The organism is Curtobacterium sp. L1-20 (genome assembly GCF_048755855.1).
In the GTDB taxonomy this organism is placed as follows: domain Bacteria; phylum Actinomycetota; class Actinomycetes; order Actinomycetales; family Microbacteriaceae; genus Curtobacterium.
In genome coordinates, this window is the sequence record NZ_CP151473.1 from 3094580 (window position 1) to 3120389 (window position 25810).

Below are 25810 nucleotides of genomic sequence, written 5' to 3' on the forward strand. Positions count from 1 at the left end.
TCAGCGGCGCGGCGACGCGCGCGCGGAGACGACGGGAGGCGCGGTGCCAGCCGGCACCGCGCCTCCCGTCCTCTGCGGACCCGCGCCGCTACCGGCGCGCCACCTGCGTCATGCCGGTGAAGGACACCGCGCCGAGACCGGTCACGTCGTCGTACCCCTTGGCGGTGGTGAGCGACGTGTCGTGGTCGAGCGTGACGAGGTAGTCCTTGCCGGACGTCGCGCTGGTGTACGCCAGCGCGATCGGCGACGACGGCGGACGGACGTCGCTGAACGCCGTCGGCGCGACGCGGTCCACCGCGTAGAGCGTCGGGTTCGCGAAGCCGAGCCGCGTGTGCGTCGACTGCTGGACGAGGGCGGACATCGCCGCGGTCAGCGGCGACGCGAGGGACGTGCCACCGTACGTCTCGTTCTCGAACGCACCGACCGCCAGGGTGGTGTCGTCCGTGATCGGCCGGATGCCGATCGAGAACCCGGTGTACGGGTCGGCGAGCGCCGCGAGGTCCGGCGAGACGCGCTTGCCGCCGGCGAGCGATGCGGGGACGACGCCCTTCTGGTACGCGGGCTGGTCGAACAGCGTGCTCCGACCGCCGCCGGCGCCACCGGCCACGATGCCGCCCGGCAGCGGGGTCGAGTAGACGTTGCCGCGGTCGCTGCTGACGATCTGGTCGAGGACGTCGCCCCACCCGGTCTCGAAGGTCTTCCGACCGGTCTTGCCGATGCCGAGGCTCGTCCCGCCGACCGAGGTCACCCACGGGCTGGAGGCGGGGAAGTCCGGCTGCGCGCTGCCGAGGGCGGCCGACTCGTCGCCGTTGTCACCGCTCGAGAAGTACAGGCCGATGCCCTCGCCCGCAGCCTGGATGTGCAGGTTCTCCTGGCCGCGGATGGTCGCGAGCGGGACGTTCTCGCCGACGTTGCCGTAGCTGTTGCTGACGAGGTTCGCGAGACCCTGGTCGAGGATCTTCGACATCGCGACGTCGAGGCCGCCACCGCAGTTGGTGCCGCCGACGTAGAGGATCTTCGCGGCCGGAGCCACCGCGTGCACGGACTGCACGTCGAGCGTCTCCTCGCCCTGCCACCCGCTGGGCTGCTGGCAGAGCGCCTGGTCGGTGAACTGCGCCGGCGACGGGATCCGCTGCGAGAACGTGGCACTCGTCAGACCGGGCTCGCCGTTCTGCGCCGAGTAGCTGTTCGTGTCGTGGAGGATCGACGGCGAGGCGTAGGCGTCGATGATCGCGACGGTCTGCCCCTGGCCCTGGACGCCCTTCGCGGCGAGGCCGTCGACGCCGTAGGCCGAGCGGATCTGCTTCGGCACGTACCCGCACGCGAAGGTGTGCACGCTGGTCTTCCCGTACGCGGCCGGGACGGTCGCGGTGTGCTCGCCGTCGTAGTGGGAGCACTTCGCCTGGATGCCGGTCGGGGCCGTGGCCTGCTGGCGGAGCGACCGGGTCGGGGTCGACGACGCGGGGGTCTCGCCCTGCTGGACGAGTTCCGGGTGGGTGAGGAGACGGCCCTGGTCGACCGTGACACCGCTGACCAGCCCGGCCACGGCGGCCGGGAGGCTCGGCGCGGACGACGGGGCGACGAGGGTCCGACCGGCGTGCCGGTAGGCGTGCAGCGAGGTGCCGAGCACCGAGTCGACGACCGAGGCCGGTCCGCGGAACACCACGAACTCGTGGCTCGCCGGCACGGCGGTGATCGTGAGCCCCTGCGCCCGCAGGAACCCGGTCACCTGGTCCGCGTCGGCCTTCGTCGGCGCGTACTTCGCGATCCAGGCCGAGGGGCTCAGCGGCTTGCGGTAGCGGGCGTTGCCCGGGGTGGAGACGGCGGTCGCGAGGGCCTCGGCGCCGCGCTGGTCCTGCAGGGGCAGGTAGACCTCGCCCTCGACGTCGGTGGTCGCGGCGACCGTGCCGGCGTCGTTCGCGCTCGTCGCCCAGGACGGCGTCGAGTCGGGCAGTGCGTGGCGGGTCGCCGCGTCGGCCGGTCCGGCGGCGAAGAGCACCGCACCGATCGTGCACGCGGCGGTGGTGAGCGCGATCGCGGCGGTGCGCTGACGGCCGCTGGCAGGGGTGGAGGGTCTGGGGGTCGGTGGGCGTCGTTGCACTTCGGGTCCTCTCGACGTGGAGCCCTGCGCGGTCGCGGGTCGCTGACGCGGTCCGTTCCCAGCGGTTTCGTGGGCTGCGGTGAGGTGACTGTAATGAGTGGCGAGACGCGTCGGACAGTCGGTGGTTCCACCGACGAACCATGTCACCCGTCCGGGGGGCGAAGCTGTCGCTCCGCTCAGCCGGCGATCCCCGTGGTTCCACGGTTCCGGCCGGCCGTGCTGGGTCCCCGCCCTGAACTCGGGGACGGGGCTTGCGCCCGGTGTGTCACCGGGTCGTGGGCTTCTCGCCGCGTTGCAGTGACTCGACGACGGCGACCGACCTGCCGACCAGTGCGGCGTCGGAGTCGGTGCCCTGCACGCGGTAGTCGGCGGACACCCCGTCACCGCCCGTGCCCGACGCCGGCAGCGGGTCGCCGAGCGCGACGACGACCGCACCGGCGTCGTGCGCGACCTGGAGCTCGCCGCTGAGCGCGGACGGGTCCGCAGCCTCGACGAGGAGCACCTTCGCCCCGGCACGGACGAGCGCGCGGAGCGCGGCGCGCTGGTCCCCCGCCGGGTCCGCGGCGCCCGCCACGCGCACGTCGGGGTCGAACCCTGCCGCGGACAGGTCACGCTCGAACCGGTCCGGCAGGGCGACGCCGCCGGACGAGGGCCCGGGTGTCGCCGCGGCGGACACCAGCACCACCCCGACCACGGCGTGCTGGTCGAACCCGCCGTCGGAACTCGTCAGGTCCGAGCTCTGCACCGGCGTGGGCGCGACGGACGTCGTGCCCTGGCACCCGGTCAGCACCAGCATCGAGCACACCGCCACGACGGCGGCCACGGAGCGCAGCACGAGGAGTCCTCCAACGGTCGACCGGTCTGTCACGCTACCCGCTCGCTCCGCTCGACGACGGCCCGCGGACGCCGCGCGTCGACCGCGGGCCGGCCGGCAGCGCGGCGGACGCCGCGGACGGCACCGGACCGAGGCGCCGGACGGCCGCGACCGCGAGGCTGCCGATGACGAGCATCGCGGCGAAGACGAGCGTGAACGACAGGGTGCCCTCGGCACCACCGGCTCCGGTGAACAGCAGCCCGGTGACGGCGAGCCCGACCACGCTCCCCGAGGCGTCCGCGATCGTCAACGCCGAGCTCGCGAACCCGTCGTCGCCCTCGCCGGAGAACCGCAGCGTGAGCATCGAGGTGCGCGGGTAGATCGCACCCATGCCCGCGCCGCCCACGAACCAGCCCACGACGAGGAGCCACCAGGGCAACCCGAACGAGGCGACCGCCAGCGCGGCGACCAGGCTGACCAGCACGAGCGCGAGGCCGACGCCGAAGGTCCGCTGCGCGCTGAGGCGGTCCTCGCCGAGGCGGCCGTGCACCCACGACGCCCCCGCCCAGCTCAGCGCCGCCACGGTCAGGGCGAGCCCGGCGGCCGAGGCGGACAGCCCGTCCTCCGCCTGCAGCAGGAAGGGCACGTACGCCTCGCTGCCGAAGAACGACGCCGCGACGAGCCCGCGGAGCAGGATCACCGACGGCAGCCCGGGAGCGGCTCGGAAGGTGCCCGCGGGCAGCAGCGGCCTGAGGGCGGACCAGGTCCCCGCCAGCCCGATCACGACCGCGACGACGCGGGCCCAGGTACCGAGGTCCGGTGCGACGTTGAGCAGCAGGACGGCGACCGCGGCGGCGACCGACCACCCGATCCGGGCGCGCTGCCACGGCGGGCGCAGGGACGCCTCGGGCGGGTGCAGCCGCGACAGGGTGGGGACGAGCAGTCCGAAGGCGCCGACCGCGATGACGAGCGCGCCGGCGAACACCCAGTGCCAGTCCCACACGTCGGTCACGATGCCCGCGAGCGCCGGTCCGATGAGCGCCGGCACCACCCAGGCCGCCGCGAACCCCGCGAAGACCGGCGCGTGCAGCTCGGCCGGGAAGATGCGCGCGACGAGCACGTAGAGGACGACGTCGATGGCCCCCGCACCGAAGCCCTCGACCAGGCGACCGGCGAGGAACACCTCGATGGTCGGAGCCAGCATCACGACCGCCGTCCCGACCGCGAACAGGCCGGCCGACACCCACGCGACGACCCGGCCGCCGGCACGGTCGGCCCAGTTGCCCGCGAGCACCATCCCCGGCACGCCGGCGGCGAGGGGCGCGGCGAACGCGAGGGCGTAGAGGGTCTCGCCGTCGAGGTCGCGGCTGATCTCCGGCATGACGGTGGTCATCGCCAGGTTCTGGAAGGCAGCGACGGCCACGATCGCCACCATGCCGACGGTGGCCAGGGCGTACGGTCCGCTGAACAGACTCGTCCTGGTCGCCGCGGTGCTCACCCGTTCATCGTAGGGCCGGCCCACGACGGACGGGAGGCGCGGGGCGGACCCGCCACGCGCCTCCCGTCCGACCGTCGGTCAGCGCTGCAGCGCCTGCTGCAGGTCCGCGACGAGGTCGCCGGCGTCCTCGATGCCCACCGACAGGCGCACGATGTTCTCGGGGACCGCGAGCTCCGTGCCCTTCACCGACGCGTGCGTCATCTCCGACGGGTAGCCGATCAGCGACTCGACGCCGCCGAGGGACTCGGCGAGGGTGAACAGCTCGGTCGACTCCGCGAACGACCGCGCGGCGGCCGCGCCTCCGGACAGCGCCACCGAGAGCATCCCGCCGAAGCCGCGCATCTGCCGGGCCGCGACGTCGTGCCCGGGGTGGTCGGCGAGTCCCGGGTAGTAGACGCGCTCGACGCCGGCGGCACCGACGAGGGACTCGGCCACGGTCTGGGCGTTCTGCGAGTGCCGCTCCATGCGGACGGCCAGCGTCTTGATCCCGCGGGTGGTCAGGAACGCGTCGAACGGCGAGGAGATCGCCCCGGCGCCGAACTGCAGGAACTGCACCTTCGCCGCGAGCTCCTCGTCGGCGAGCACCACCGCGCCGCCGACCACGTCGGAGTGCCCGCCGAGGTACTTCGTCGCCGAGTAGACGACCACGTCGGCGCCGAGCGACAGCGGCTGCTGCAGGTACGGCGACGCGAACGTGTTGTCCACGACGACCGTGGCGCCGGCCTCGTGCCCGACGGCGGCGAGCGCGGCGATGTCGGCGATCTTCATGAGCGGGTTCGTCGGCGTCTCCACCCACAGCAGGGTCTGCGCCGGCGCGCCCTCGAGGGCCGCACGCACGCGGTCGACGTCGCTCATGTCGACGACGACGAGCTCGACGCCCCACGGGACGTGCAGGCGGTTCACCAGGCGGTGCGTGCCGCCGTAGACGTCGTTGCCCATCACGACCCGTCCCCCCGGAGCGAGCGCGGCACGGAGCAGGGCGTCCTCCGCGGCGAGCCCCGAGGCGAACGAGTAGGCCGCGACGCCGCCGTCCAGGTCGGCGAGCAGCGTCTGCAGCCCGTCGCGCGTCGGGTTGCCGGAGCGGGAGTACTCGTAGCCGTTGCGCATGCCGCCGACGCCGTCCTGCACGTAGGTGGAGGTCACGTGGATCGGCGGGATGACGGCGCCGGTCGGCCCGTCGGGCTCCTGGCCGGCGTGGATGGCGCGGGTGCTGAACTCGGTCATGCGGGTGGTGTTCCTCGATCGGGTCGGACGGGAGGCGCGGATCGCGTCGGGCACGCGCGTCGCGTCGTCCCCGTGGTCGCGATCACTCGGACAGGTAGGTGAGCAGGTCGTGCCGGGTGAGCACCGTGACGGGCTTGCCGTCGTCGACGACCAGGAGCGCGTCCGCTGCCTCGAGCGCACGGCGCACCGCCGACACGGACTCACCGACGCCGATGAGCGGCAGCGGGTCGCCGACGAACCCGCTGACGGCGTCGGACATGCCGGCGGCGCCGGTGAAGACCTGCTCGAGCAGCGCCTTCTCCTCCAGGGCACCGACGACCTCGCCGATGACGACGGGCGGTTCGGCGCTGAGCACCGGCATCTGCGAGACGCCGTACTTCGTCATGATGTCGACGACGTCGCGGACCGTGTCGGCGGGGTGCGCGTGCACCAGGTCCGGCAGCCGGCCGTCCTTGCCCGCGATGAGTGAACCGACCGTCCGCTCCTCGTCGGTCTCGGCGAAGCCGTAGGAGCGCATCCACCGGTCGTTGAAGATCTTGCCGAGGTACCCGCGGCCGCCGTCCGGCAGGAGCACCACGACGACGTCGTCCTCGGTCAGGTCGCGGGCCGCGCGCAGTGCGGCGACGACCGCCATGCCGCTCGAACCCCCGACGAGCAGCCCTTCCTCGCGGGCCAGCCGCCGGGTCATGGCGAACGAGTCGGCGTCGGACACGGCGATGATCTCGTCCGGGACGCCGGCGTCGTACGCGCTCGGCCAGAAGTCCTCGCCGACGCCCTCGACCAGGTACGGCCGACCGGTCCCGCCGGAGTACACGGAGCCCTCGGGGTCGGCGCCCACGATGCGGACGCGACCTGCCGACGCCTCCTTCAGGAACCGACCGGTGCCCGAGATCGTGCCGCCGGTGCCGACACCCGCGACGAAGTGGGTGATCCGCTCCTCGGTGTCACGCCAGATCTCCGGACCGGTGGTCTCGTAGTGGCTGCGCGGGCCGTTCGGGTTCGCGTACTGGTTCGGCTTGTACGCACCGGGGATCTCGCGGACGAGGCGGTCGGACACCGAGTAGTACGACTCGGGGTGCTCGGGCGGCACCGCGGTCGGGGTGACGACGATCTCGGCGCCGTAGGCGGTGAGGACGTTCCGCTTGTCCTCGCCGACCTTGTCGGGCAGGACGAAGACGCACCGGTACCCGCGCTGCTGCGCGACGAGCGCGAGGCCGACGCCCGTGTTGCCCGAGGTCGGTTCGACGATCGTGCCGCCGGGGCGCAGGTCGCCGGAGGCCTCGGCCGCATCGATGATCCTCGTGGCGATGCGGTCCTTCGATGACCCACCCGGGTTGAGGTACTCGACCTTGACGAGCACGGTGGCCCGCACCCCCTCGGTCACCCGGTTGAGCTTGACGAGCGGGGTGTCGCCGACGAGGTCGATCACGGAGTTCGCGTAACGCACCCGTCGATCCTAGGCGGCGGACACGGTCGTGCGCTGGGATGCGTCGTCCGCGGACATCGCCGTCGCGCCGTCCGCCCGGTCAGCTGCCGATCGCATCGGCCGGGTCGTTCTGCTGGCGGTGCAGCAACGCGTACGTGCCGTCGAGGGCGAGCAGTTCCTCGTGACTGCCCTGCTCGACGATCCGGCCGTGGTCGAGCACGAAGACGACGTCGGCGTCGCGGACGGTCGACAGCCGGTGCGCGATCGAGATCGTCGTCCGTCCGGCGGCCGCGTTGTCGAGCGCCGTCTGCACCACCCGCTCCGAGATGGAGTCGAGCGCGCTCGTCGCCTCGTCGAGGACGAGCACCGGCGGGTCCTTCAGCAGCACGCGGGCGATCGCGATGCGTTGCTTCTCGCCGCCGGACAGGCGGTACCCGCGCTCTCCCACGACCGTGTCGTAGCCGTCCGGGAAGGACGCGATGGTCTCGTGGATGTTCGCCGCGCGTGCGGCCTGCTCGAGTTCGGCGTCCGTGGCGTCCGGCTTCGCGTAGCGCAGGTTGTCGCCGATCGTGGCGTGGAACAGGTAGGTCTCCTGCGAGACGATGCCGATGTGCCGCATGAGGTCGTCGTGCGCGATGTCGCGGACGTCCTGCCCGGCGAACCGGACGGACCCGGAGGTCGCCTCGTACAGCCGCGGCACCAGGTACGACACGGTGGTCTTGCCCGCCCCCGACGGGCCGACGAACGCCGCGAACTGCCCCGGCTGGAGCTCGAACGAGACACCGCGGAGCGTCGGCTTGTCCGCTTCGCCGTCCGGGTAGGTGAACGTGACGTCCTCGAAGGCCACGTGCCCGACGCGCGACTCGTCGACGGGCGCCGCGGTCGGCGAGTCCGTGATGGCGGGCTCGAGGTCCATGTACTCGAAGATCCGGGCGAACAACGCGCCGGAGGTCTGCAGGTCGAGCACGACGCGGAGGAGCCCGACGGTGGGGAACAGCAGCCGCGACTGCACCGTCGTGAACGCGACGATCGTGCCGGCGGTGATCGGGACGTCGCCGATGATCAGGAACGCGGCGACGACGTAGATGATCGCGGGGATGATCGACAGGAAGATCTGCACGATCGCGAAGAACCACTGGCCGGACATCTGCTGGCGGACCTGCAGCTGGATCTGGTTCCGGTTCTCGGCGCCGTAGCGCTGGGTCTCGCTGTGCTGCTGGTTGAAGCTCTTGGCGAGCAGGATGCCGGAGACGCTCAGTGCCTCCTGGGTGATGGCGGTCATGTCGGAGAGCGACTCCTGCGTCTGCCCGGCGATCCGTGCCCGGACCTGCCCGACCCGACGCTGCGCGATCACCAGCAGGGGCAACAGCACCACCGCGACGAGGGTCATCTGCCAGCTGAGCAGCAGCATGGCGACGACGGCGGCGATGACCGTCACCGTGTTGCCGAGCACCGACGAGATCGTGTTGTTGAGGACGCTGGCCACACCGCCGACGTCGTTCTGCAGGCGCGACTGGATCACACCGGTCTTCGTGCGGGTGAAGAAGGCGAGCTCCATGCGCTGCAGGTGGCCGAACAGCCGCATGCGCATCGAGCCCATCACCTTGTTGCCGACCGTGGCGGTGAGGTAGGTCTGCCACACGCCCACGCCCGCGCTGGCGATCCACAGCGCGACCATGCCCCCGACGAGCTCGTACAGCACCGGCAGGTCGGGGCCCCGGCCGTCCTTCGGGAAGAGCCCCTCGTCGAACGCCTTCTGGGTGAGCAGCGGCGGGATGACCGAGATCGCCGCGCCGACGAGGACGAGCGCGACCGTCAGCACGATCGCGGTGCGGTGCGGGACGAACAGCCCGGCGATGCGCTTCAGCAGGTCGGGGACCTGCGGGGCGGCGGCGTTGGCGGCCTTCTGCGCAGCGAAGTCACCGCTCGAGATGCGGCCGCCGCCGTGCCCGCCGCGCATCCCGCCGCCCATGCTCATGGTGCAAACCTAACCCCGGCGTGGGACACCGACGGACCCCCGGTCATTTGACCCCGTTCAGGGGGCGTGCCACCATTTCCCGTTCCCCTTCCCCGCACCACTCGAGGTCCCATGACGTCCGCGCCCACCCGCCCCACGTCCCTCCGCAGCCAGCTCGCGCGGCGCAAGCCGATCGAGCAGCTGCAGGCCGAGGCGTCGGCTGGGGTGGACGGTGAGCCGCTGCGCCGGTCCCTCGGCGTCTGGCACCTGACGATGATCAGCGTCGGCGCGACCCTCGGCACCGGCATCCTGGTGGTGCTGGGCACGGCCGTGCCGCTCGCCGGGCCCGCGGTGTGGATCTCGTTCGTCGTGGCCGGGGTCGCCGCGCTGCTCTCGGCGCTGTCCTACGCCGAGATGGCCGGTGCGGTGCCGACGTCGGGATCGAGCTACTCCTACACGTACGCCACGATGGGCGAGGGCATCGCCTGGGTGTGCGGCTGGTGCCTCGTGCTCGAGTACGCCGTGTCGGTGGCCGCCGTCGCGGTCGGAGCGAGCGAGTACGTGGACGAGACCCTCCGCGTCTTCGGGCTGCACCTGCCCGCCGCGCTGTCGGCTCCTCCCGGTGACGGCGGCGTGGTCAACCTGCCGGCCGCGGTCCTGGTGCTCCTCGCCACCGCCGTTCTGCTGCCCGGCGCCCGCGAGAGCGCGTGGGTGAACACCGTCATGGTGATCGTGAAGATCGCCCTGCTGGTCTTCTTCGTCGTCGTCGCGTTCTCGGCGTTCCAGGCGCAGAACTTCGAGCCGCTCGCGCCGATGGGCGCCGCGGGGGTCACCGCCGCGGCCTCGCGCCTGTTCTTCTCGTACATCGGGTTCGACGCCGCCTCCACCGCCGGCGAGGAGGCGAAGGACCCCCGCCGCGACCTCCCCCGCGCGATCATCGGCTCGATCGCGCTCATCACCGCGCTGTACATCCTCGTGGCGGTCGCCGCGATCGGTGCGCGTTCGTGGACGTCGTTCTCGTCGTCCGAGGCGTCGCTCGTCCGGATCGTGGTCGACGTGACGGGGCAGCCGGTCGTCGCGCTCGTGTTCTCCGTCGGCGCCGTCGTCGCGATCGCAAGCGTCGTGCTCACCGTGCTCTACGGCCAGACCCGGATCCTCCTCACGATGGCGCGCGACGGCCTCGTCCCGAAGGTCTTCGGCAAGGTGTCGCGCCGGACCGGCACCCCGATCGCGAACACCCTCATCATCGGACTCGTCGTCACCGTCGTGGCCGCGCTCGTGCCGCTCGGCGAACTCGCCGACGCGACGAGCATCGGCACGCTGGTGGCGTTCGCCCTCGTCAACGTGTCGGTCATCGTGCTCCGCCGCTCGCAGCCCGGGCTCGAGCGCTCGTACCGCGTGCCGCTGTTCCCCGTCGTGCCGATCCTCGGCGCGCTGTGCTGCGTCCTGCTCGCGGTGTTCCTCGGCGTCGGCACGTGGATCGCGTTCGGCGTCTGGATGGTCGCCGGCGCGGCGCTCTACCTGGCCTACGGCCGCCGCCACAGCACGCTGCGCTGACCCGCGCGGGGCGCGCGCCCCCGCCCCGAGACTCGGCCCCGCGGACAGTTTCGCGGCCGCGCAGCCACGAAACTGTCCGCGAGCGCGAGTCTCGCTGTTCCCACACAACGCACTGCCGAGGCTCGTGCGTCCACAGTGCGCCTCGGTGCCGCCGGGCGACGTCGCGGAGCACACGAGCATGTGCGGATGCAGTACCGCCGCACCCGCCCGCCGCTCCTCCGCGCTCCCGACACCGATCCGTCTGCCGGCAGGCGTCTCCGTCGTCTGCACGCGGCAGGGAAGGCGGTCCGACTCAGGGCCGGCGTCTACATCGACGCGGGCCTCTGGGCGGGACTGGACCCGGGCGACCGCCACCTCGTCCGTGCATGGGCGATCGCTCCCGACGTCGCGCTGACGGCTGCCTTCTCCCACGTCACAGCGGCGCTCATCCATGGTTGGGCGCTCCTCGGCGGCATCACGGATCGAGTCCACGTCGTCGACGGCTCCCTCCACGGTGTCGAACACCGCTCCGGCGTCGTCCGGCACGGCGCGGGCGGAGGCTCCTGCGGGATCGCGGCCGTGCGGTTCGACGGAGTAGCGGTGACGGACCACCTCACGACCGCGGTGCAGCTCGCTCTCACGTCGGAGCCGCACGTCGCCGCGGTCGCGATCGACTCCGCGATCCGGGCGGGACACCTCGAGGTCGGTCGCTTCGAGGCAGCACTCCCCGTCGGGCCGGCGCGCGGGTCACGACGAGCACGATCGGTGGTCGCTGCGCTCGACCCACTGCACGAGTCGGTCGGCGAATCGTTCACCGCCATCCGGATGGTCGAGTGCGGCATCACCACGATCGAGGCACAACACGAGTTCCGCGCGCCGGAGCACGTCGACCGAGTCGACTTCTGGCTGCCCGAACTCGGCGTCGTCGTCGAGTTCGACGGGAAGCAGAAGTACAGCGACCCTGCAATGCTCGGTCACCGGTCGCCGCCGGAAGCGCTGTGGCAGGAGAAGGTCCGGGAGGATCGGCTCCGACGCCGGCCCGAGGTCAGGACCGTCGTCCGGCCGACCTGGTGGCACCTCGTCGAGCTCGACCGCTTCCGAGCGCTCTTCCGGTCGCACGGCGTGATCCTGTGACGCGCCGAGACTCGGCTCCGCGGACACTTTCGTGACCAAACGCCCGCGAAACTGTCCGCCCAGCCGAGTCTCGGGCCCGCGGGCCCGCGGCCCCCGCCCCCGCACACGACGAAGGCCGCCGCCCCCGGAGGGGCAGCGGCCTTCGCGCAGTGGTGCGTGGGTTACGCGACCTCGACCGTGGCGCCGGCGGCCTCGAGGGCCTCCTTCGCCTTGTCGGCTGCTTCCTTGTTGACGCCCTCGAGCACCTTGGCGTCGGGGGTCTCGACGAGCGCCTTGGCCTCGCCGAGGCCGAGCGACGTGAGGCCACGGACCTCCTTGATGACCTGGATCTTCTTGTCACCGGCCGACTTGAGCACGACGTCGAACTCGGTCTTCTCCTCGACCTCCTCGGCGGGGGCAGCAGCGCCACCGACCGCGGCAGCGGCGACGGGGGCAGCAGCGGTGACCTCGAAGACCTCTTCGAACTTCTTCACGAAGTCCGAGAGCTCGATGAGCGTGAGCTCCTTGAAGGCCTCGATGAGCTCGTCCTGCGAAAGCTTCGCCATGATTTTCTCCTACTACTAGCTAGTACGTGTGGTTGATGAACGCGTGCCTGATCAGGCCGCGGACTCCTGCTTCTCGCGGAGGGCGTCCACGGTGCGGACGGCCTGCGAGAGGGGTGCCTGGAACAGGTACGCAGCACCGAACAGCGAGGCCTTGAAGGCGCCGGCGAGCTTGCCGAGCAGGACTTCACGGGACTCGAGGTCGGCGAGCTTGTCCACCTCGGTCGCGGAGAGCGGGTTACCGTCGAAGTAACCACCCTTCACCACGAGCTCGGGGTTCGCCTTGGCGAATGCACGCAGCGACTTCGCGACGGCGACGGTGTCACCGTGGACGAAGGCGAGAGCGGACGGACCGGCGAGCTCGTCGTCGAACGACGAGATGCCGGCGTTGTTCGCCGCGATCTTGGTCAGCGTGTTCTTCACCACGGCGTACGTGGCGTGCTCACGGATCGAGTTGCGGAGCTCCTTGAGCTGCGCGACCGTGAGACCGCGGTACTCGGTGAGCAGAACGGCGTTCGAGCTACGGAAGGACTCCGTGAGCTCGGCGACCGCAGCTTCCTTGTTCGCCATGGTTCTCCTTGGGGGGTCTTGCCGGCAGCCCCAGGTCCACGAACGAAAAAAGCTCCGGCGCAGAGGCTCGGAGCTGCTTCCACCAGGAGGCGGGAGTGGTTCGGAACACCTGCGCGGGATGCCTCTCCGGGAGAGGACCTTCGGTCCGTGTGCGAGCACACGAACATCCGGCGGTCTTTGGCTTCGAGAACTGTACCAGATCCGACGGACCGCACCAAGTGCCGGTCGGGAGGCGCGGTGCGGGCCCGCCCCGCGCCTCCCGACCGTCAGTCCGAGGGGGACGCTGTCGGGGTCGCCGACCACTCGTCGGTCGCGCCCGGCGGGGGCGAGGCGACCGCCGAGCCGGCGGCCGCAGGACCGGCGGGCGCAGCCGCACCGGCGGGCGCAGCCGCACCGGCCGGCGCCGCGCCGACGGACGCAGGACCGGCAGGCGCAGCCGCACCGGCGGGCGCAGCGCCGGTGGACGGTGCACCGGCCGGTTCCGCCGGCAGGTGCACCGTGAACACGGTGTCCCCGGGCTCGCTGCGCACCTCGACGCTCCCGCCGTGCGCCTGCACGACCGCGTCCACGATCGCGAGCCCGAGGCCTGTCGAGCCCGCGGTCCGGGAGCGCGAGCTGTCGGCGCGGGCGAACCGTTCGAACAGCTTCGGCAGGAACTCCGGGTCGATCCCCTGACCGGTGTCGCGCACGGTGATGTCCACGCCCGTCCCGTCGCCGGACGGCGCGAGCCCGACCGTGATCCGCGTGCCGTCCGGCGTGTGCGTCCTCGCGTTCGTGACGAGGTTCACGATGACCTGGTGCAGGCGCGCGGCGTCCCCCACGACGACGACCGGCGTCTCGGGGACGTCGACCTCGATCGGGTGGTCGGGCGACGCGGCGTGGGCGTCGTTGACGGCGTCGAACACGAGCCCCGTCAGGTCGACCTCGTCGAACTGGATCTCGCGGCCCTCGTCGAGTCGGGCGAGGAGCAGCAGGTCCTCGACCATCGACGTCATCCGGATCGCCTCGGACTCGATCCGGCCCATGGCGTAGACGACGTCCTGCGGCAGGTCGCCGCCCATCCGCCGGGTGAGCTCCGCGTAGCCGCGCACCGACGCGAGCGGGGTCCGGAGCTCGTGCGACGCATCGGCGACGAACTGTCGGACCTTCTGCTCCGATCGCTCCCGGGCACGCATGGCGCCGGCGATGTGCCCGAGCATCCGGTTGAAGGCGCTGCCGACCCGGCCGACCTCGGTGCGTGGGTCGGTGTCCGGTACGCGGACGTCCTGCAGCGCGTCGCTCCGTTCGAGCGGCATCCGGGCGACGGTGGAGGCGGTCTCGGCGACGCGTTCGAGTGGCCGCAGGGAGCGCCGGACGACGACGGCCGCGACGATCGACGCCGCGACCAGGGCGGCCGCGACCACGAGGATCACGACGACGAGCAGCGACCGGACGCTGTCGTACACGGGCGACATCGGCAGGCCGACGACGAGGACGGCGTTGCCGAGCACCGGGTTGACGACCTGCACCGCGGCGACGCGGTACTTGCCGAGGGAGTCGCCCAGGTCGATGGTCGCGGGGTCCACCCCGACCCGCACCTGCCCGAGCCGGTCGAGTTGCGAGGCGGTGAGCCGGAGCTGCGAGCTGTTGTCCGTGAGGACGAAGCCACCGGGACCCCCGCCCGAGAAGTAGTACGCCGTGAGGGTCCCCGCCGCCTGGCCGAGCGGCTGCAGTGCGGCGTCGTCCGGCCGCTGACCGTCGGGGTCCTGCTGCCCCTCCCCGAACTTCGTGCTGACGCGGTTCGTCGCCTTCGAGAGCTGCCCGTCGATCGCACCCGTCTGGATGGTCGCGAGCGCGATGATGCTGCCCGCGCCGATGACCGCGCTGACGGCGACGACGAGGGCGACGATGCTCAGGACGAGCCGGCGCCGGAGGGTCACGAGGTGGGCTTGATGACGTACCCGACGCCGCGCACCGTGTGGATCATCGGGGTCTCGCCGGCGTCGATCTTCTTGCGCAGGTAGGAGATGTAGATCTCGACGACGCTGGACTTGCCGCCGAAGTCGTACGACCACACACGGTCGAGGATCTGCGCCTTCGACAGCACACGACGGGGGTTGCGCATGAGGAAGCGCAGGAGTTCGAACTCGGTGGCGGTCAGCTCGATCGGCCGTCCGGCACGCGAGACCTCGTACGACTCCTCGTCGAGCAGCAGGTCGCCCACGACGATGCGTGAGTCGCCCGCCTCGGAGATCGAGATCTGCGAGCGACGGATGAGCCCGCGGAGCCGCGCCACGACCTCCTCGAGCGAGAACGGCTTCGTGACGTAGTCGTCGCCGCCGGCGGTGAGCCCGGTGACGCGGTCCTCGACGGAGTCCTTCGCGGTGAGGAACAGCACCGGGGTGTCGTCGTTGTTCTGCCGGAGGCGGCCGAGGACCTGCAGACCGTCGAGGTCCGGCATCATCACGTCGAGCACCATCGCGTCCGGCTTCCACTCACGGGCCGTGGCCAGGGCGTCCTGACCGCCGTTGGCGCTCTTCACGTCCCAGCCCTCGTACCGGAGCGCCATGGACAACAGGTCGGTGAGGCTGGCTTCGTCGTCGACGACGAGGATGCGCAACGGGGTTCCGTCGGCACGGGTGAGGCGCGGGGCTGCTGCGGGCTGGGAGATGGTCACCTCTCCGAGTATCGAGGAGTTCCTATGAGGCGTCTGTGGAGCAGCCCTCGGCGCCCTGTGGGTTGCCGAGGGCGCGCACGGCCGATCCTCCGTAGGTTCGAGTCATGCTCCGTGCGTCTGCCTGGCCGTCCTCCGCCCACCGCGTCGACGGCACCCGCATCGAGGAGCAGGCCGGGAGGCACGGCTCGTCCCCGTCGGACCGGCTCGCCTTCGCCCGGTGGGTCACGTCCACCGGACCGGTGCTGTCGGCCGGGAACGCCGGCGCCGCCTTCGCGACGCTCGCGGCCGTCGCCGCGGCGGACGTGGCGACCGCCCGCACGGTCGAGCCGCACCTCGACGCACTCGGCATCCTCGAGCAGGCCGGCGTGCCCGCGCCCGACGACTCCACGTGGGGCGTGTTCGCGGCCGAGGGACCGGGGCTGCGGCTCACGGCCTCCCCCGCTCCGGACGGACCCGACGGAGCGGTCGTCCTGGACGGCACGAAGCCGTGGTGCTCCCTGGCCTCCACGCTCTCGCACGCGCTCGTCACGGCGCACGTCGGCGAGGACCGGCAGCTCGTCGCCGTCGACCTCCGGCAGCCCGGCGTGACCGTGCACGACGAGGCCTGGGTGGCCCGCGGCATGCCGGACGTGCCGAGCGGCCCGGTCGACTTCCACGGCGTCCGCGCCGAACCCGTCGGCGCTCCCGGTTGGTACCTCCGCCGACCGGGGTTCGCGTGGGGCGGCATCGGCGTGGCCGCGTGCTGGTGGGGCGGCGCCGTCGGACTCGCCCGCGTGCTGCGGTCACTCGCGTCGACACGGCCGGAGTCCGAGCTGCTGCAGGCCGCGCTCGGCGCCACCGTCGCCGACCTCGCCGACGCCGAGGACGCCCTCGCGGACGCCGCTGCGCGGATCGACGCCGCCGACCCCGAGGACGGCACCGACTGGTCCCTGCTCGCCGGGCTCGTCCGCTCCCGCGTCCGCCGCGCGGTCGACGCGGTGCGCTCCCGCGTCGTCGCGACCGTCGGACCCGGTCCGCTGACGAGCGACCCGGCGGTCGCCGCACGCGTCGCCGACCTCGAGCTCTACGTCCTGCAGGACCACGGCGAACGGGACCTCGCACGGATCGGCCGGAAGGTCCTGACCACGGACGGCGGTGTCGCGTGGTGAGCTTCGACCACCGCGAGCCGGGCACGGACCCCGCCGCCTGGGTGCGCTCCACCGCCGACCTCGAGACCGACCCGACGACCCTGGACGGCGTCACGTCGGTGGTCGTCGTCGCGCCGCACCCGGACGACGAGACCCTCGGCGCCGGCGCCCTCCTCGCGACGGCCGCCGACGCCGGCCTGCCCGCGCACGTGCTGCTCGTCACCCGCGGCGAGGGCTCGCACCCGGACTCCCCCACCACGACCCCGGAGCGGCTCCGGGCCGTCCGCGACGACGAGTTCCGCACCGCGCTCCGGATCCTGCACCCGGCGGCGAGCGCCACCGTCCTCGACGTGCCCGACGGCGGGCTCCGCGAGCACCCCGACGTGCTCCGTGACGCCCTGACGGCGCACCTGGCCGCGACTACCGGCCGGGTCCTCGTCGTGGCGCCCTGGCGCGGGGACGGTCACCGCGACCACCGCATCGCCGGGGAGGTCGCGGAGGAGGTCGTCGCCCGGTCGGACGCGGCGGAGCTGCTCGCCTACCCGATCTGGGCCTGGCACTGGGACGACCCGCAGGACTCCGCGATGCCGTGGGACCGCGCCCGTGCACTGCCGGTGTCCGCTGCCGTGCTCGAACGGAAGCGGAGCGCCCTCGCCGCCTACGTGTCCCAGACCGAACCCCTCTCGCCGGCTCCCGGCGACGAGGCGATCGTCGACGACCGACACGCCGCCCACCACCTCGGCCCCATCGAGTGGTCCTTCGCCGTGGACACGTCGGCGTCCCGCTCCCGGGAGTCCTTCGACGCGCACTACGAACGGAAGCCCGAGGGGTGGGACTTCGACGGCTCCTGGTACGAGCGGCGGAAGCGTGCCGTGACCCTGGCGGCGCTCCCCCGCGAGCGGTACCGGTCGGCGCTCGAACTCGGCTGCGCGACGGGCGTGCTGACGGCAGCGCTCACCGAGCGGGCCGACGCCGTGCTCGGGACGGACATCTCCGCAGCGCCCCTCGAGCGTGCGCGCCACCGAGCCCCCGCCGCGCGGTTCGTGCAGGCCGCCCTGCCGTCCGAGTGGCCGAGCGGACGGTGGGACCTCGTGGTCATGTCGGAGGTCGGGTACTACCTGTCGCCCGTCGACCTCGACGCGACCATCGACGCCGTGCTCGCCAGCCTCGACGACGACGGCGTCCTGGTCGCCTGCCACTGGCGCCACCCGGACGACGAGGCGGTGTCGAGCGGTGACGCCGTGGACGCCCGGCTGGCCGAGCGCTGGCCCCGGCCCGCCCTGGTCCGCCACGTGGAACCGGACTTCGTGCTGAGCGTCCTGCCCGGACCCGGCGTGGTCTCGGTCGCAGCGGTCGAGGGACTCACCCCGTGACCCTGCCGGAACGCATCGACGTCGTCGTCCCCGCACACGACGAGGAGGACGGCATCGCCGGGTGCCTCGGGGCCCTCGCGGACGCGGCCGGGCTGCTGGCGCGCTCGCACCCCGACGTGACCGTCGCGGTCACCGTGGTGCTCGACGGGTGCACCGACCGCACGGCCGCCCGCCTGCACGCCGCCGCGGCCGCCGAACCGCTCTGGCGGACCGTCCCGCTCGACGTCGTCGAGACCGACCGGCTCGGCGTCGGGCGTGCCCGCGCGGTGGGGACGACGCGCGCGCTCGCGTCCGGTCCGGCGCCGGCCGACCGGTGGCTCGGTCACACGGACGCCGACTCCCGCGTCGACCCCGGGTGGCTCGTCCAGCAGGTCGCGGCGCACGTCGACGGGGCGCACCTGCTCGTCGGGGCCGTCGTGCCGGACCCGGACGACCTCGACCCCGCGGTGCTCGCGCGGTGGCGTCGGGCACACCCTCCGGGGTCGACGCTCGGGCACGTGCACGGCGCGAACCTCGGCATCCGTGCCGACGTGTCCGTGGCGCTCGGCGGCTTCGACCCGGTGCCCGAGCACGAGGACGTCCGGCTGGTGGAGCGTGCCCGGGCGCTCGGGTACGACGTCCGCGCGACGACCGACCTCCCCGTCGTGACGAGCGGTCGGTTCGACGGGCGCACGCCGGGCGGGTACGCCGAGCACCTCCGCATCACCTACGGCGACGCCTCCTGAGGTCCTCATAGGAACCTCATCGGAGCCGTGAGCACCGCTGAGAAGCGGGCTCCCTAGGTTCTCCTCCGTCGGCCCCGCCGTGCGCTCCGCACGGCCGGTGACCCCAGCCGGCCACCACGGAGGAGAAGCATGTTCCTGACCTACCTCAGGCGCGAACTCACGAACCGCACGAAGCAGACCGTCATCATCGCGATCGGCATGGCGCTGGCCATCGCCCTCGTGGTCATCGTGTCCTCGATCGCCGGTGGCGTCCGGGCCGCGCAGGCGAGCGTGCTGCAGTCCGTGTACGGCGTCGGGACCGACATCACCGTCACGAAGACCGAGACCCCGACGGGCTCGAGCACCGGGCGCCCGAGCTTCGACTTCGGCAGCCAGGGCAGCGGCAGCGGTTCGACCGACCTGTCGCAGTCCCGGCTCGCCGTCACGCGCGGATCGAGCACGCTCAGCGCCGCCGATGTGCGGACCGTCACGAGCACGGACGGGGTGAAGGCGGCCACCGGCGTCCTGACGCTCGAGAACAACACGTTCTCCGGTCAGGTCCAGCAGCAGTCGGGCAGCAGCAGCTCGAGCGACAGCTCGACGCAGCAGGGTCCGCCGAGTGGTGGGACCACGGGTGGAGGCGGCTTCGGCGGCGGCTCGTTCAGCGTCGACGCGTTCACCGTCACCGGCATCCCCGTCTCGGGTGCCGCCGTCGGACCGCTCACCAGCACCGAGCTCACGAAGGGGCGCACCTTCACCGCGGCGGACGCTGGGAAGGACGTCGTCGTGCTGGACTCGGCCTACGCGAAGAGCGAGTCGAAGGCCGTCGGCGACACCCTCTCGATCGGCGGGAAGGACTTCACCGTGATCGGCATCGTCGCGTCCACCGGTTCGTCGTCGACCACCGGTTCGAACACCTACGTCCCGCTCGACACCGCGCAGGCCCTCGCCGACCTCGACGGGAAGGTCACCTCGGTCTACGTCTCCGCCTCGTCGTCCGCCGACGTCGGCACGATCAAGTCAGCGCTGCAGGCACGGCTCACGAGCGCCACGGTCTCCACCGAGGCTGACCTCGCCTCGAGCGTCTCCGGTTCCCTGAGCACCGCGTCGACCCTCGTCTCGAACCTCGGCACGTGGCTGTCGATCGTCGTCCTCGCCGCGGCGTTCCTCATCGCCGTCCTGTTCACGATCTCCGGCGTGACGCGACGGACGCGCGAGTTCGGCACGCTCAAGGCGATCGGCTGGTCGAACGGCCGGATCACGCGACAGGTCGCCGGCGAGTCCCTGGTGCAGGGTGTCATCGGCGGAGTGGTCGGCGCGGTCGTCGGCCTCGTCGGCATCCTCGTCGTCAACCTCATCGCACCGACGGTCTCCGCGAGCGCCTCGTCCTCGTCCCGCACCGGACCCGGCTCGGGCGGCGGCGTGCCCGGTGGCGCAGCGACGGCCGCGGCCGGCGGCACCACCGGCGGCGCGCCGGCCGGCGGCTTCGGCGGCGGCTCCGGCTCCGCGAACACGACCGACGTCGTCCTGCACGCCCCGGTCACCGTCGAGGTGATCCTGCTCGCCGTCGGCCTCGCGATCCTCGGCGGACTCATCGCCGGGGCACTCGGCGGGTGGCGCGCGAGCCGACTCCGCCCGGCCGAGGCCCTCCGGAGCGTGGCGTGATGACCCGCCCGACCGCAGGCCCCGGGGCCCACCACGCCACCGGCCCGACCGCCGACCCCGGCACGACCCCCACCACCGAACCGACGCGACCAGAAGGAGTTCCGGTGACCACCACCGCGACCGCCACCGCCGCCGGGGACGCGACCCGCGCCTCCGGTCCGATGTACCGGCTGACGAACGTCAGCAAGACCTACCGGCAGAAGAACCGCACCGTCACCGCCCTGACGAACGTCGACCTGACCATCCCCCGCGGGCAACTGGTGGCGATCCAGGGCCCGACAGGCGGCGGGAAGTCGACGCTCCTGCAGATGCTCGGGGCCCTGGACCGTCCGAGTGCAGGATCGGTCATGCTCGGCGACCGGGACGTGGCCGCACTCGGCGACCGGGCGCTCACCGACCTGCGCGCGACCGAGATCGGCTTCGTCTTCCAGGGCTTCAACCTCATCCCGACGCTCACGGCGCTCGAGAACGTCGAGACCGCGTTCGCCGGGTCCGGGGCGAACCGCACGCGGGCCGAGGTCCGGACGCGGGCGACCGCTGCCCTGCAGGAGGTCGGACTCGGCGAGCGGCTCGACCACCTGCCGGCCGAGCTCTCCGGCGGGCAGCAGCAGCGGGTCGCGATCGCCCGGGCGCTGGTGAAGGACCCGAGCGTGCTCCTCGCGGACGAGCCGACGGGAGCGCTCGACGAGGTGACCCGCGACGAGATCACGGGACTCATCGAGAAGCAGTGGCGGGAGCGCGGACTGACCGTGGTGATCGTCACGCACGACTCGTGGGTGGCGAAGCGCGCGGAGCGCCGCCTGCACATCAAGCAGGGGCAGGTGCGCGAGGCCTAGCGGCCGACCGCTGGCGGGTGGCCGGCGGCGGGCAGCGGGTCGGGCTCGGGCTCGGGCGGCGGGCCGGGTCTCGGGCGGGCGGACGAGCCCCTCGCCGGCCAGCCGGCCCGCCAGCCCGCCAGCCCGTCGGCCCGCCAGCCCCTCGGCCCGTCGGCCCGTCGGCTCAGGCCGACCGCACCGGGTAGTCGCAGTACGCGAACCACGACGAGTCTGGTGCCCACGGCGGCACGTTGACGGTCCCCTGCCCGCCGTCGAGCGTCACGAGGGTCTCCGGCGCGACGGCGATGCGCGCTCCACGGACCATTGCCCCCGGCAGCAGCCGGAGCTCCACGCGGTGGTCGGCGGGGTGCCCCTGCACGCCGGGCTCGTACGACAGGTACAGCAGGTCGGAACCGTCCGGCGACAGGTGCGGGAACCAGTTCACCCGGTCGTCGTTCGTGATCCGCACCGGTTCGGCGTGACCGGGCCAGACGGTCGCGATCTGCGCGGTGCCGGGCGTGAAGCGCTCGGTGTTGAAGAGCCAGGTGCCGCCGACGGGCGTGATCGTGCACCCGTCGTCCGGGTGCTCGTCGCGGGTGAGGAACGTCGGCGCACCGGTCGCCGGGTCGACGCTCGCGACGTCGGTCGTCCACACGCCGTCCTCGGAGCGCTCCCCCACGATCGCCGCCAGCGCGCTGCCGTCCGGCGCGATGCCGTGCAGGTAGAACTTCCGGACGACCGGCAGCGCCGAGGCGGCGTCGGTGAGGCGTTCCGCGGGGCCGCCGTCGGGCAGCGGGACGCGGTACAGGTCCCCGTCGCGGGCGCTCACGACGACCGAGGCCCCGGACGGGTCGAGCACGTGGTCGTTGTTGATCTCGTCGACCCCGTCCATCGGCACCGGGACCAGCGCGGACTCGTCGAGGACGGTGTCGCTGCCCGGCGCCGGCAGCTGCAGCGTCCAGAGGTCGCCGTTCCCGTTCAGCACGAGGGTGTGGTCGTCGAGGACGTTCGGGGCCTCGACCAGGACGGTGTCCGACGCGAACACGAGCCGGCTCGACCGGGTCTCGACGTCGTACACGTGCACGCGGCTGGTCTGGCCGGGCAGCAGCTGCCGCCCTCGTGTCTCGCTCATGGTGTCCATCCTGTCGGGTCGGGGGTCGGGCGCGGTCAGGCCGGACGGCGGGGTCTCGTCGGGCGGCGGGGTCGGACGGCGCGGTCGCCCGACGAACGCGAAAGCGACAGATCCCCGCCGGACGGTGGCGGGCATCTGTCGCTTTCGCGGTACGAACCGGTACGGACCCGTACGGACGGGTACGAACCGGTCCGGACGGGTCCGGTCAGGTCAGCGCGGGTGCGCCTACTTCACCGCACCGGCGGTCAGGCCGGCCACGAACTGCCGCTGCACGATGAGGAACGCCGCGACCACGGGGATCGACACCACGAGGGACGCCGCCATGACCTGGTTCCAGTACACGTTCGTCTGCGTCGAGTACTGCTGCAGACCGACCGCCAGGGTCGACCCGAGGCCGTTCGTCATGACCGAGGCGAAGAGGACCTCGCCCCAGGCGGTCATGAACGAGTAGATGCCGACCGCGACCAGGCCCGGACGGGCCGAGGGCAGGATCACGCGGAACAGGGCACCCATCGGACCGGAACCGTCGACCATCGCGGCCTCGTCGAGCTCGCGCGGGATGGTCTCGAAGTAGCCCGCGAGCATCCAGATCGAGAACGGCAGCGTGAACGTCAGGTAGGTGATGATCAGGCCGAGCCACGACCCGACGAGCTGGATGCCGAGCGCGTTCCCGAGGTTCGTGAAGATGAGGAACAGCGGGAGCAGGAACAGCACGCCGGGGAACATCTGGGTGGAGAGCACCGCGGTGGTGAAAGTGCTCTTGCCCTTGAAGTTCCAGCGCGAGACACCGTAGGCGGCGAAGGTCGCGATGATCAGCGAGAACACCGTCGCGACCGTGCAGACCACGAGCGAGTTGATGAAGTACCGGCCGAGCGGCACCGTCGACCACATGTCGATGAACGGCTGGAAGGTGATGTTCGACGGGATCCACGTGAAGTTGTCCTGCACGTCCCCGAGGGGCTTGATGGCCGTCGTGATCATCACGTAGAGCGGCACGACCGTGAACAGCGTCAGGACGACCAGGGTGATGATCTTGAAGGACTTGGCGCCAGTTGTCTCACGCACGGACGGACCTCCGGTTGGTCACGGCGAGGTAAATGCCGGTGACGACGAGCAGGAAGAGCAGGAGCAGGACGCTCATCGCGGCACCGGAACCGAAGTTCCAGGTGATGAACGACGCGTTGTAGATGTGGAAGCTCAGCAGGTCCGCGGCGGGCGGCTGCGCGGTCGACCCGAACAGCACGAACGGCGTGTTGAAGTCGTTGAACGTCCAGAGGAACATCACGAGCACGAGCGTCACGTTGACCGGGCGGACCATCGGCAGTGTGATCGAGCGCCACTGCCGGAACGGCTTCGCGCCGTCGACGGAGGCGGCCTCGTACACGTCGTTCGGCACGGACTGCAGACCGGCCATGAGCATGAGGAACGCGAACGGCCAGGTCTTCCAGATGGCGACCACGACGACCGCGACGAAGGCGTTGTTGCCGATGAGCCAGAACGGGGCGTTGCCGCCGAACAGGTGCAGCTGGTCCACGAGCAGGTGGTTCAGCGCGCCGGTGTCACGCTGGAACATGAACTTCCATGTGATCACGCCGGCGTACATCGGCAGCGCGTAGGGCACCAGGAACAGCGTGCGGAAGAGCCCGCGGCCGGCGAACGGCTTCTGCAGCGCGACCGCCGCGGCCATGCCGAAGCTCCACGACAGCCCGACCACGAGCACCGTGAAGGCGCAGGTGATCAGGAACGAGTTGAGGACGCCCTTGCCGATCGCCTGGTCGAAGTCGACCACGACGGAGTAGTTCCCGAACCCGGCGAAGGGAGCTGCGCCCCAGTTCGCGATGAAGTACTTGGTGAGCTGGATGAACGAGATCCAGATGCCGACGAGCATCGGCACGATGTGGATGAGCAGCTCGAAGAGGATCGCCGGCGCGACGAGCGCGTAGGGCAGCCAGTGGCGCTTCGGCTTCCGACCCGGCTGCGGGCCCGACAGGGTCGGCGCCTTCGTGTGGGTCAGGTCGATGCGCTCGGAGTCGGGCAGGACCGAGGTGGACATGGGTGGTGGCCTTTCGGCAGGAGGAGGATCGGGGCTTCGCGCCCGTGACCGGAGCAGCGGTCTGGAGGCGCGGCATGCGTGAGCCGATGCGCTCACCCCCGGCGCGGGGCCGGGTGCGGGAGGTGGAGGCCCGGGGCGCGTCCTGCGGACGCGCCCCGGGCCTCCAGGCTGGATCAGCCGTTCGCCTGGGACACCTGGTCCTGGGCGGTCTGGAGCGCGCTCTTGATGTCGGCCTCCGACACCTTCGAACCCGTCGCGATCTTGGCGAACATGTCGTTCATCGCCTTGCCGACCGTGGACTCGAACTGGTCCTCGGCGGGCACCAGCGGGAGCGGCTTCGCCTTGTTGTTGTAGATGTCGAGGAACGTCTTCGTCTGCTCGTCGGTGACCGAGTCAGCAGCGGAGGCGAGCACCGGCAGGGCCGAGTACGGCTTGTCGAGCGTGGCCTGCGTGTCCTGGCTCGTCATGTACTTGACGAACTTCAGCGCGCCGTCCTTGTTCTTCGTGTTCTTGAAGACCGACAGGTTGATGCCGGCCGGGAAGCTGGCGATCTGCTTCGCGCCGGTCGGTGCGGGCAGGGCCACGACGCCGAACTCGTCCGCCTTCATCCCGAGGGACTCGATCGTCGCGTTGGCGTTGTTCTGGTTGAGGATGAACGCGGCCTTCTTCTTGGCGAAGTCCGTGGTCGACTGCGTCGCGTTGTCGTACTGCGCGTTCGACGGGTTCGCGACCTTGGCGTCCTGCATCAGGTCGAGGTAGCGCTTGATGCCCTCGACGTTCGCCTTCGACGTGAAGGTCGGCTTGCCGTCCTTGTCGAACCACTCGCCACCGTTCTGCGCCGAGTTGATGAACGCGAAGTGCGCGTTCTCGGTGTACGAACCACCGGCGAGGCTGAACCCGTAGGTCGAACCGGTCGTCAGCTTCTTGGCGTCGTCGACCAGGTCCTCCCAGTTCGTCGGCGGGGTGATGCCGGCGTCGGAGAGCATCTTCTTGTTGTAGTACAGGCCGTAGGCGAGGCCGTAGAGCGGGACGCTCGTGACGGTCTTGCCGGGCGCACCACCCGTGGACAGCGCGACCTTGCCGAACTTGTCGGACCCGCCGATCGCCTTCATCTCCGAGGAGCCGAACTCCTGGAAGGCGCCGGTGGCCTGGAGCGACGTCGCCCAGGTGTTGCCGATGTTGACGACGTCCGGGCCCTGGCCCGAGGTGACGGCGGTCTGGATCTTGTTCTGCAGGTCGTTCCAGCCGATGACCTGGAGGTTGACCTTGATCCCGGTCTCCTTGGTGAACTTCTTGAGGACGGGGGTCAGCACCTCCTTGTCGTTCTGGAGCGACGTGCCCTGGTTGGAGGCCCAGTAGGTCAGCGTCTTGGAGTCGCCGGACGAACCGGATCCTCCGGCGGAGCAGGCGGTGAGGCCGGTCACGGTCAGTGCCGCGGCCGCGGTGATGGCCAGTGCGCGGATCGCAGTGCGCATGACTCTCT

At 71.8% G+C, this 25810-nt stretch carries 21 protein-coding genes; 7 read left to right on the forward strand and 14 right to left on the reverse strand.

The features are described 5' to 3' along the window. Nucleotides 1-88: 88 nt before the first annotated feature. The 6 genes from AAEP86_RS15955 to AAEP86_RS15980 form a co-directional block, all read right to left on the reverse strand. Nucleotides 89-2101, reverse strand: a complete 2013-nt coding sequence (locus tag AAEP86_RS15955) for a S53 family peptidase (RefSeq protein ID WP_420368271.1) — start codon at nucleotides 2099-2101, stop codon at nucleotides 89-91. Nucleotides 2102-2366: 265 nt separating this feature from the next. Next, nucleotides 2367-2936 carry a hypothetical protein gene (locus AAEP86_RS15960; protein ID WP_420368272.1) on the reverse strand — a complete coding sequence of 190 codons (570 nt, stop codon included), beginning with the start codon at nucleotides 2934-2936 and terminating at the stop codon, nucleotides 2367-2369. A gap of 34 nt (nucleotides 2937-2970) precedes the next feature. Further along, the gene (locus AAEP86_RS15965) at nucleotides 2971-4413 is read right to left on the reverse strand and encodes an MFS transporter (RefSeq protein WP_420368273.1); all 1443 of its coding nucleotides are present in this window, start codon (nucleotides 4411-4413) and stop codon (nucleotides 2971-2973) included. Nucleotides 4414-4491: 78 nt separating this feature from the next. Further along, entirely contained in the window at nucleotides 4492-5637 is a 1146-nt protein-coding gene (locus AAEP86_RS15970; protein WP_420368274.1) for a cystathionine gamma-synthase, read from the reverse strand. An 82-nt stretch (nucleotides 5638-5719) separates the two neighbouring features. Then, nucleotides 5720-7084, reverse strand: coding sequence for a cystathionine beta-synthase (locus tag AAEP86_RS15975; RefSeq protein ID WP_420368275.1), 1365 nt, complete (start codon nucleotides 7082-7084; stop codon nucleotides 5720-5722). Between the two features lie 79 nt (nucleotides 7085-7163). Next, nucleotides 7164-9035 (reverse strand): ABC transporter ATP-binding protein, encoded by a 1872-nt coding sequence (locus tag AAEP86_RS15980; RefSeq protein ID WP_420370512.1) that lies wholly within the window; start codon nucleotides 9033-9035, stop codon nucleotides 7164-7166. A gap of 117 nt (nucleotides 9036-9152) precedes the next feature. On the opposite strand from AAEP86_RS15980, the gene AAEP86_RS15985 reads away from it, so the two are divergent. Both AAEP86_RS15985 and AAEP86_RS15990 read left to right on the forward strand, forming a co-directional pair. After that, on the forward strand, nucleotides 9153-10577 hold the full coding sequence (locus AAEP86_RS15985; protein WP_420368276.1) for an APC family permease: 1425 nt from the start codon (nucleotides 9153-9155) through the stop codon (nucleotides 10575-10577). A gap of 186 nt (nucleotides 10578-10763) precedes the next feature. Next, entirely contained in the window at nucleotides 10764-11690 is a 927-nt protein-coding gene (locus AAEP86_RS15990; protein ID WP_420368277.1) for a hypothetical protein, read from the forward strand. Nucleotides 11691-11851: 161 nt separating this feature from the next. On the opposite strand, the gene rplL is transcribed toward AAEP86_RS15990, so the two are convergent. The 4 genes from rplL to AAEP86_RS16010 all read right to left on the reverse strand — a co-directional run bounded on the left by rplL (nucleotide 11852) and on the right by AAEP86_RS16010 (nucleotide 15458). Continuing rightward, nucleotides 11852-12235, reverse strand: coding sequence for a 50S ribosomal protein L7/L12 (gene rplL / locus AAEP86_RS15995; RefSeq protein WP_420368278.1), 384 nt, complete (start codon nucleotides 12233-12235; stop codon nucleotides 11852-11854). Nucleotides 12236-12286: 51 nt separating this feature from the next. After that, nucleotides 12287-12802 (reverse strand): 50S ribosomal protein L10, encoded by a 516-nt coding sequence (gene rplJ / locus AAEP86_RS16000; protein ID WP_070418388.1) that lies wholly within the window; start codon nucleotides 12800-12802, stop codon nucleotides 12287-12289. Nucleotides 12803-13068: 266 nt separating this feature from the next. Next, the gene (locus tag AAEP86_RS16005; RefSeq protein WP_420368279.1) at nucleotides 13069-14721 is read right to left on the reverse strand and encodes a sensor histidine kinase; all 1653 of its coding nucleotides are present in this window, start codon (nucleotides 14719-14721) and stop codon (nucleotides 13069-13071) included. Next, nucleotides 14718-15458 (reverse strand): response regulator transcription factor, encoded by a 741-nt coding sequence (locus tag AAEP86_RS16010; protein WP_420368280.1) that lies wholly within the window; start codon nucleotides 15456-15458, stop codon nucleotides 14718-14720. Before AAEP86_RS16010 ends, AAEP86_RS16005 begins: the two co-directional genes overlap by 4 nt. A gap of 104 nt (nucleotides 15459-15562) precedes the next feature. Here AAEP86_RS16010 and AAEP86_RS16015 point away from each other — a divergent pair, with 104 nt between their 5' ends. From AAEP86_RS16015 to AAEP86_RS16035, 5 genes are all read left to right on the forward strand, one after another. Further along, nucleotides 15563-16606 (forward strand): acyl-CoA dehydrogenase, encoded by a 1044-nt coding sequence (locus tag AAEP86_RS16015; protein ID WP_420368281.1) that lies wholly within the window; start codon nucleotides 15563-15565, stop codon nucleotides 16604-16606. Further along, nucleotides 16600-17958: a PIG-L family deacetylase gene (locus AAEP86_RS16020; protein WP_420368282.1), complete on the forward strand. Its 1359-nt coding sequence runs from the start codon at nucleotides 16600-16602 to the stop codon at nucleotides 17956-17958. The genes AAEP86_RS16015 and AAEP86_RS16020 overlap by 7 nt, the downstream gene beginning before the upstream one ends. Further along, nucleotides 17955-18683 carry a glycosyltransferase gene (locus tag AAEP86_RS16025; protein ID WP_420368283.1) on the forward strand — a complete coding sequence of 243 codons (729 nt, stop codon included), beginning with the start codon at nucleotides 17955-17957 and terminating at the stop codon, nucleotides 18681-18683. The genes AAEP86_RS16020 and AAEP86_RS16025 overlap by 4 nt, the downstream gene beginning before the upstream one ends. Before the next feature lie 129 nt (nucleotides 18684-18812). Continuing rightward, nucleotides 18813-20327: an ABC transporter permease gene (locus AAEP86_RS16030; RefSeq protein WP_420368284.1), complete on the forward strand. Its 1515-nt coding sequence runs from the start codon at nucleotides 18813-18815 to the stop codon at nucleotides 20325-20327. Between the two features lie 161 nt (nucleotides 20328-20488). Continuing rightward, nucleotides 20489-21163, forward strand: coding sequence for an ABC transporter ATP-binding protein (locus tag AAEP86_RS16035; RefSeq protein ID WP_420370513.1), 675 nt, complete (start codon nucleotides 20489-20491; stop codon nucleotides 21161-21163). A 163-nt stretch (nucleotides 21164-21326) separates the two neighbouring features. Here AAEP86_RS16035 and AAEP86_RS16040 read toward each other — a convergent pair whose 3' ends face one another. From AAEP86_RS16040 to AAEP86_RS16055, 4 genes are all read right to left on the reverse strand, one after another. After that, on the reverse strand, nucleotides 21327-22274 hold the full coding sequence (locus AAEP86_RS16040) for a TolB family protein (RefSeq protein ID WP_420368285.1): 948 nt from the start codon (nucleotides 22272-22274) through the stop codon (nucleotides 21327-21329). A gap of 225 nt (nucleotides 22275-22499) precedes the next feature. Next, nucleotides 22500-23339, reverse strand: coding sequence for a carbohydrate ABC transporter permease (locus AAEP86_RS16045; RefSeq protein ID WP_420368286.1), 840 nt, complete (start codon nucleotides 23337-23339; stop codon nucleotides 22500-22502). Further along, nucleotides 23332-24327, reverse strand: a complete 996-nt coding sequence (locus AAEP86_RS16050) for a carbohydrate ABC transporter permease (protein ID WP_420368287.1) — start codon at nucleotides 24325-24327, stop codon at nucleotides 23332-23334. Before AAEP86_RS16050 ends, AAEP86_RS16045 begins: the two co-directional genes overlap by 8 nt. A gap of 173 nt (nucleotides 24328-24500) precedes the next feature. Next, on the reverse strand, nucleotides 24501-25802 hold the full coding sequence (locus AAEP86_RS16055) for an ABC transporter substrate-binding protein (protein WP_420368288.1): 1302 nt from the start codon (nucleotides 25800-25802) through the stop codon (nucleotides 24501-24503). Nucleotides 25803-25810: the final 8 nt, after the last annotated feature.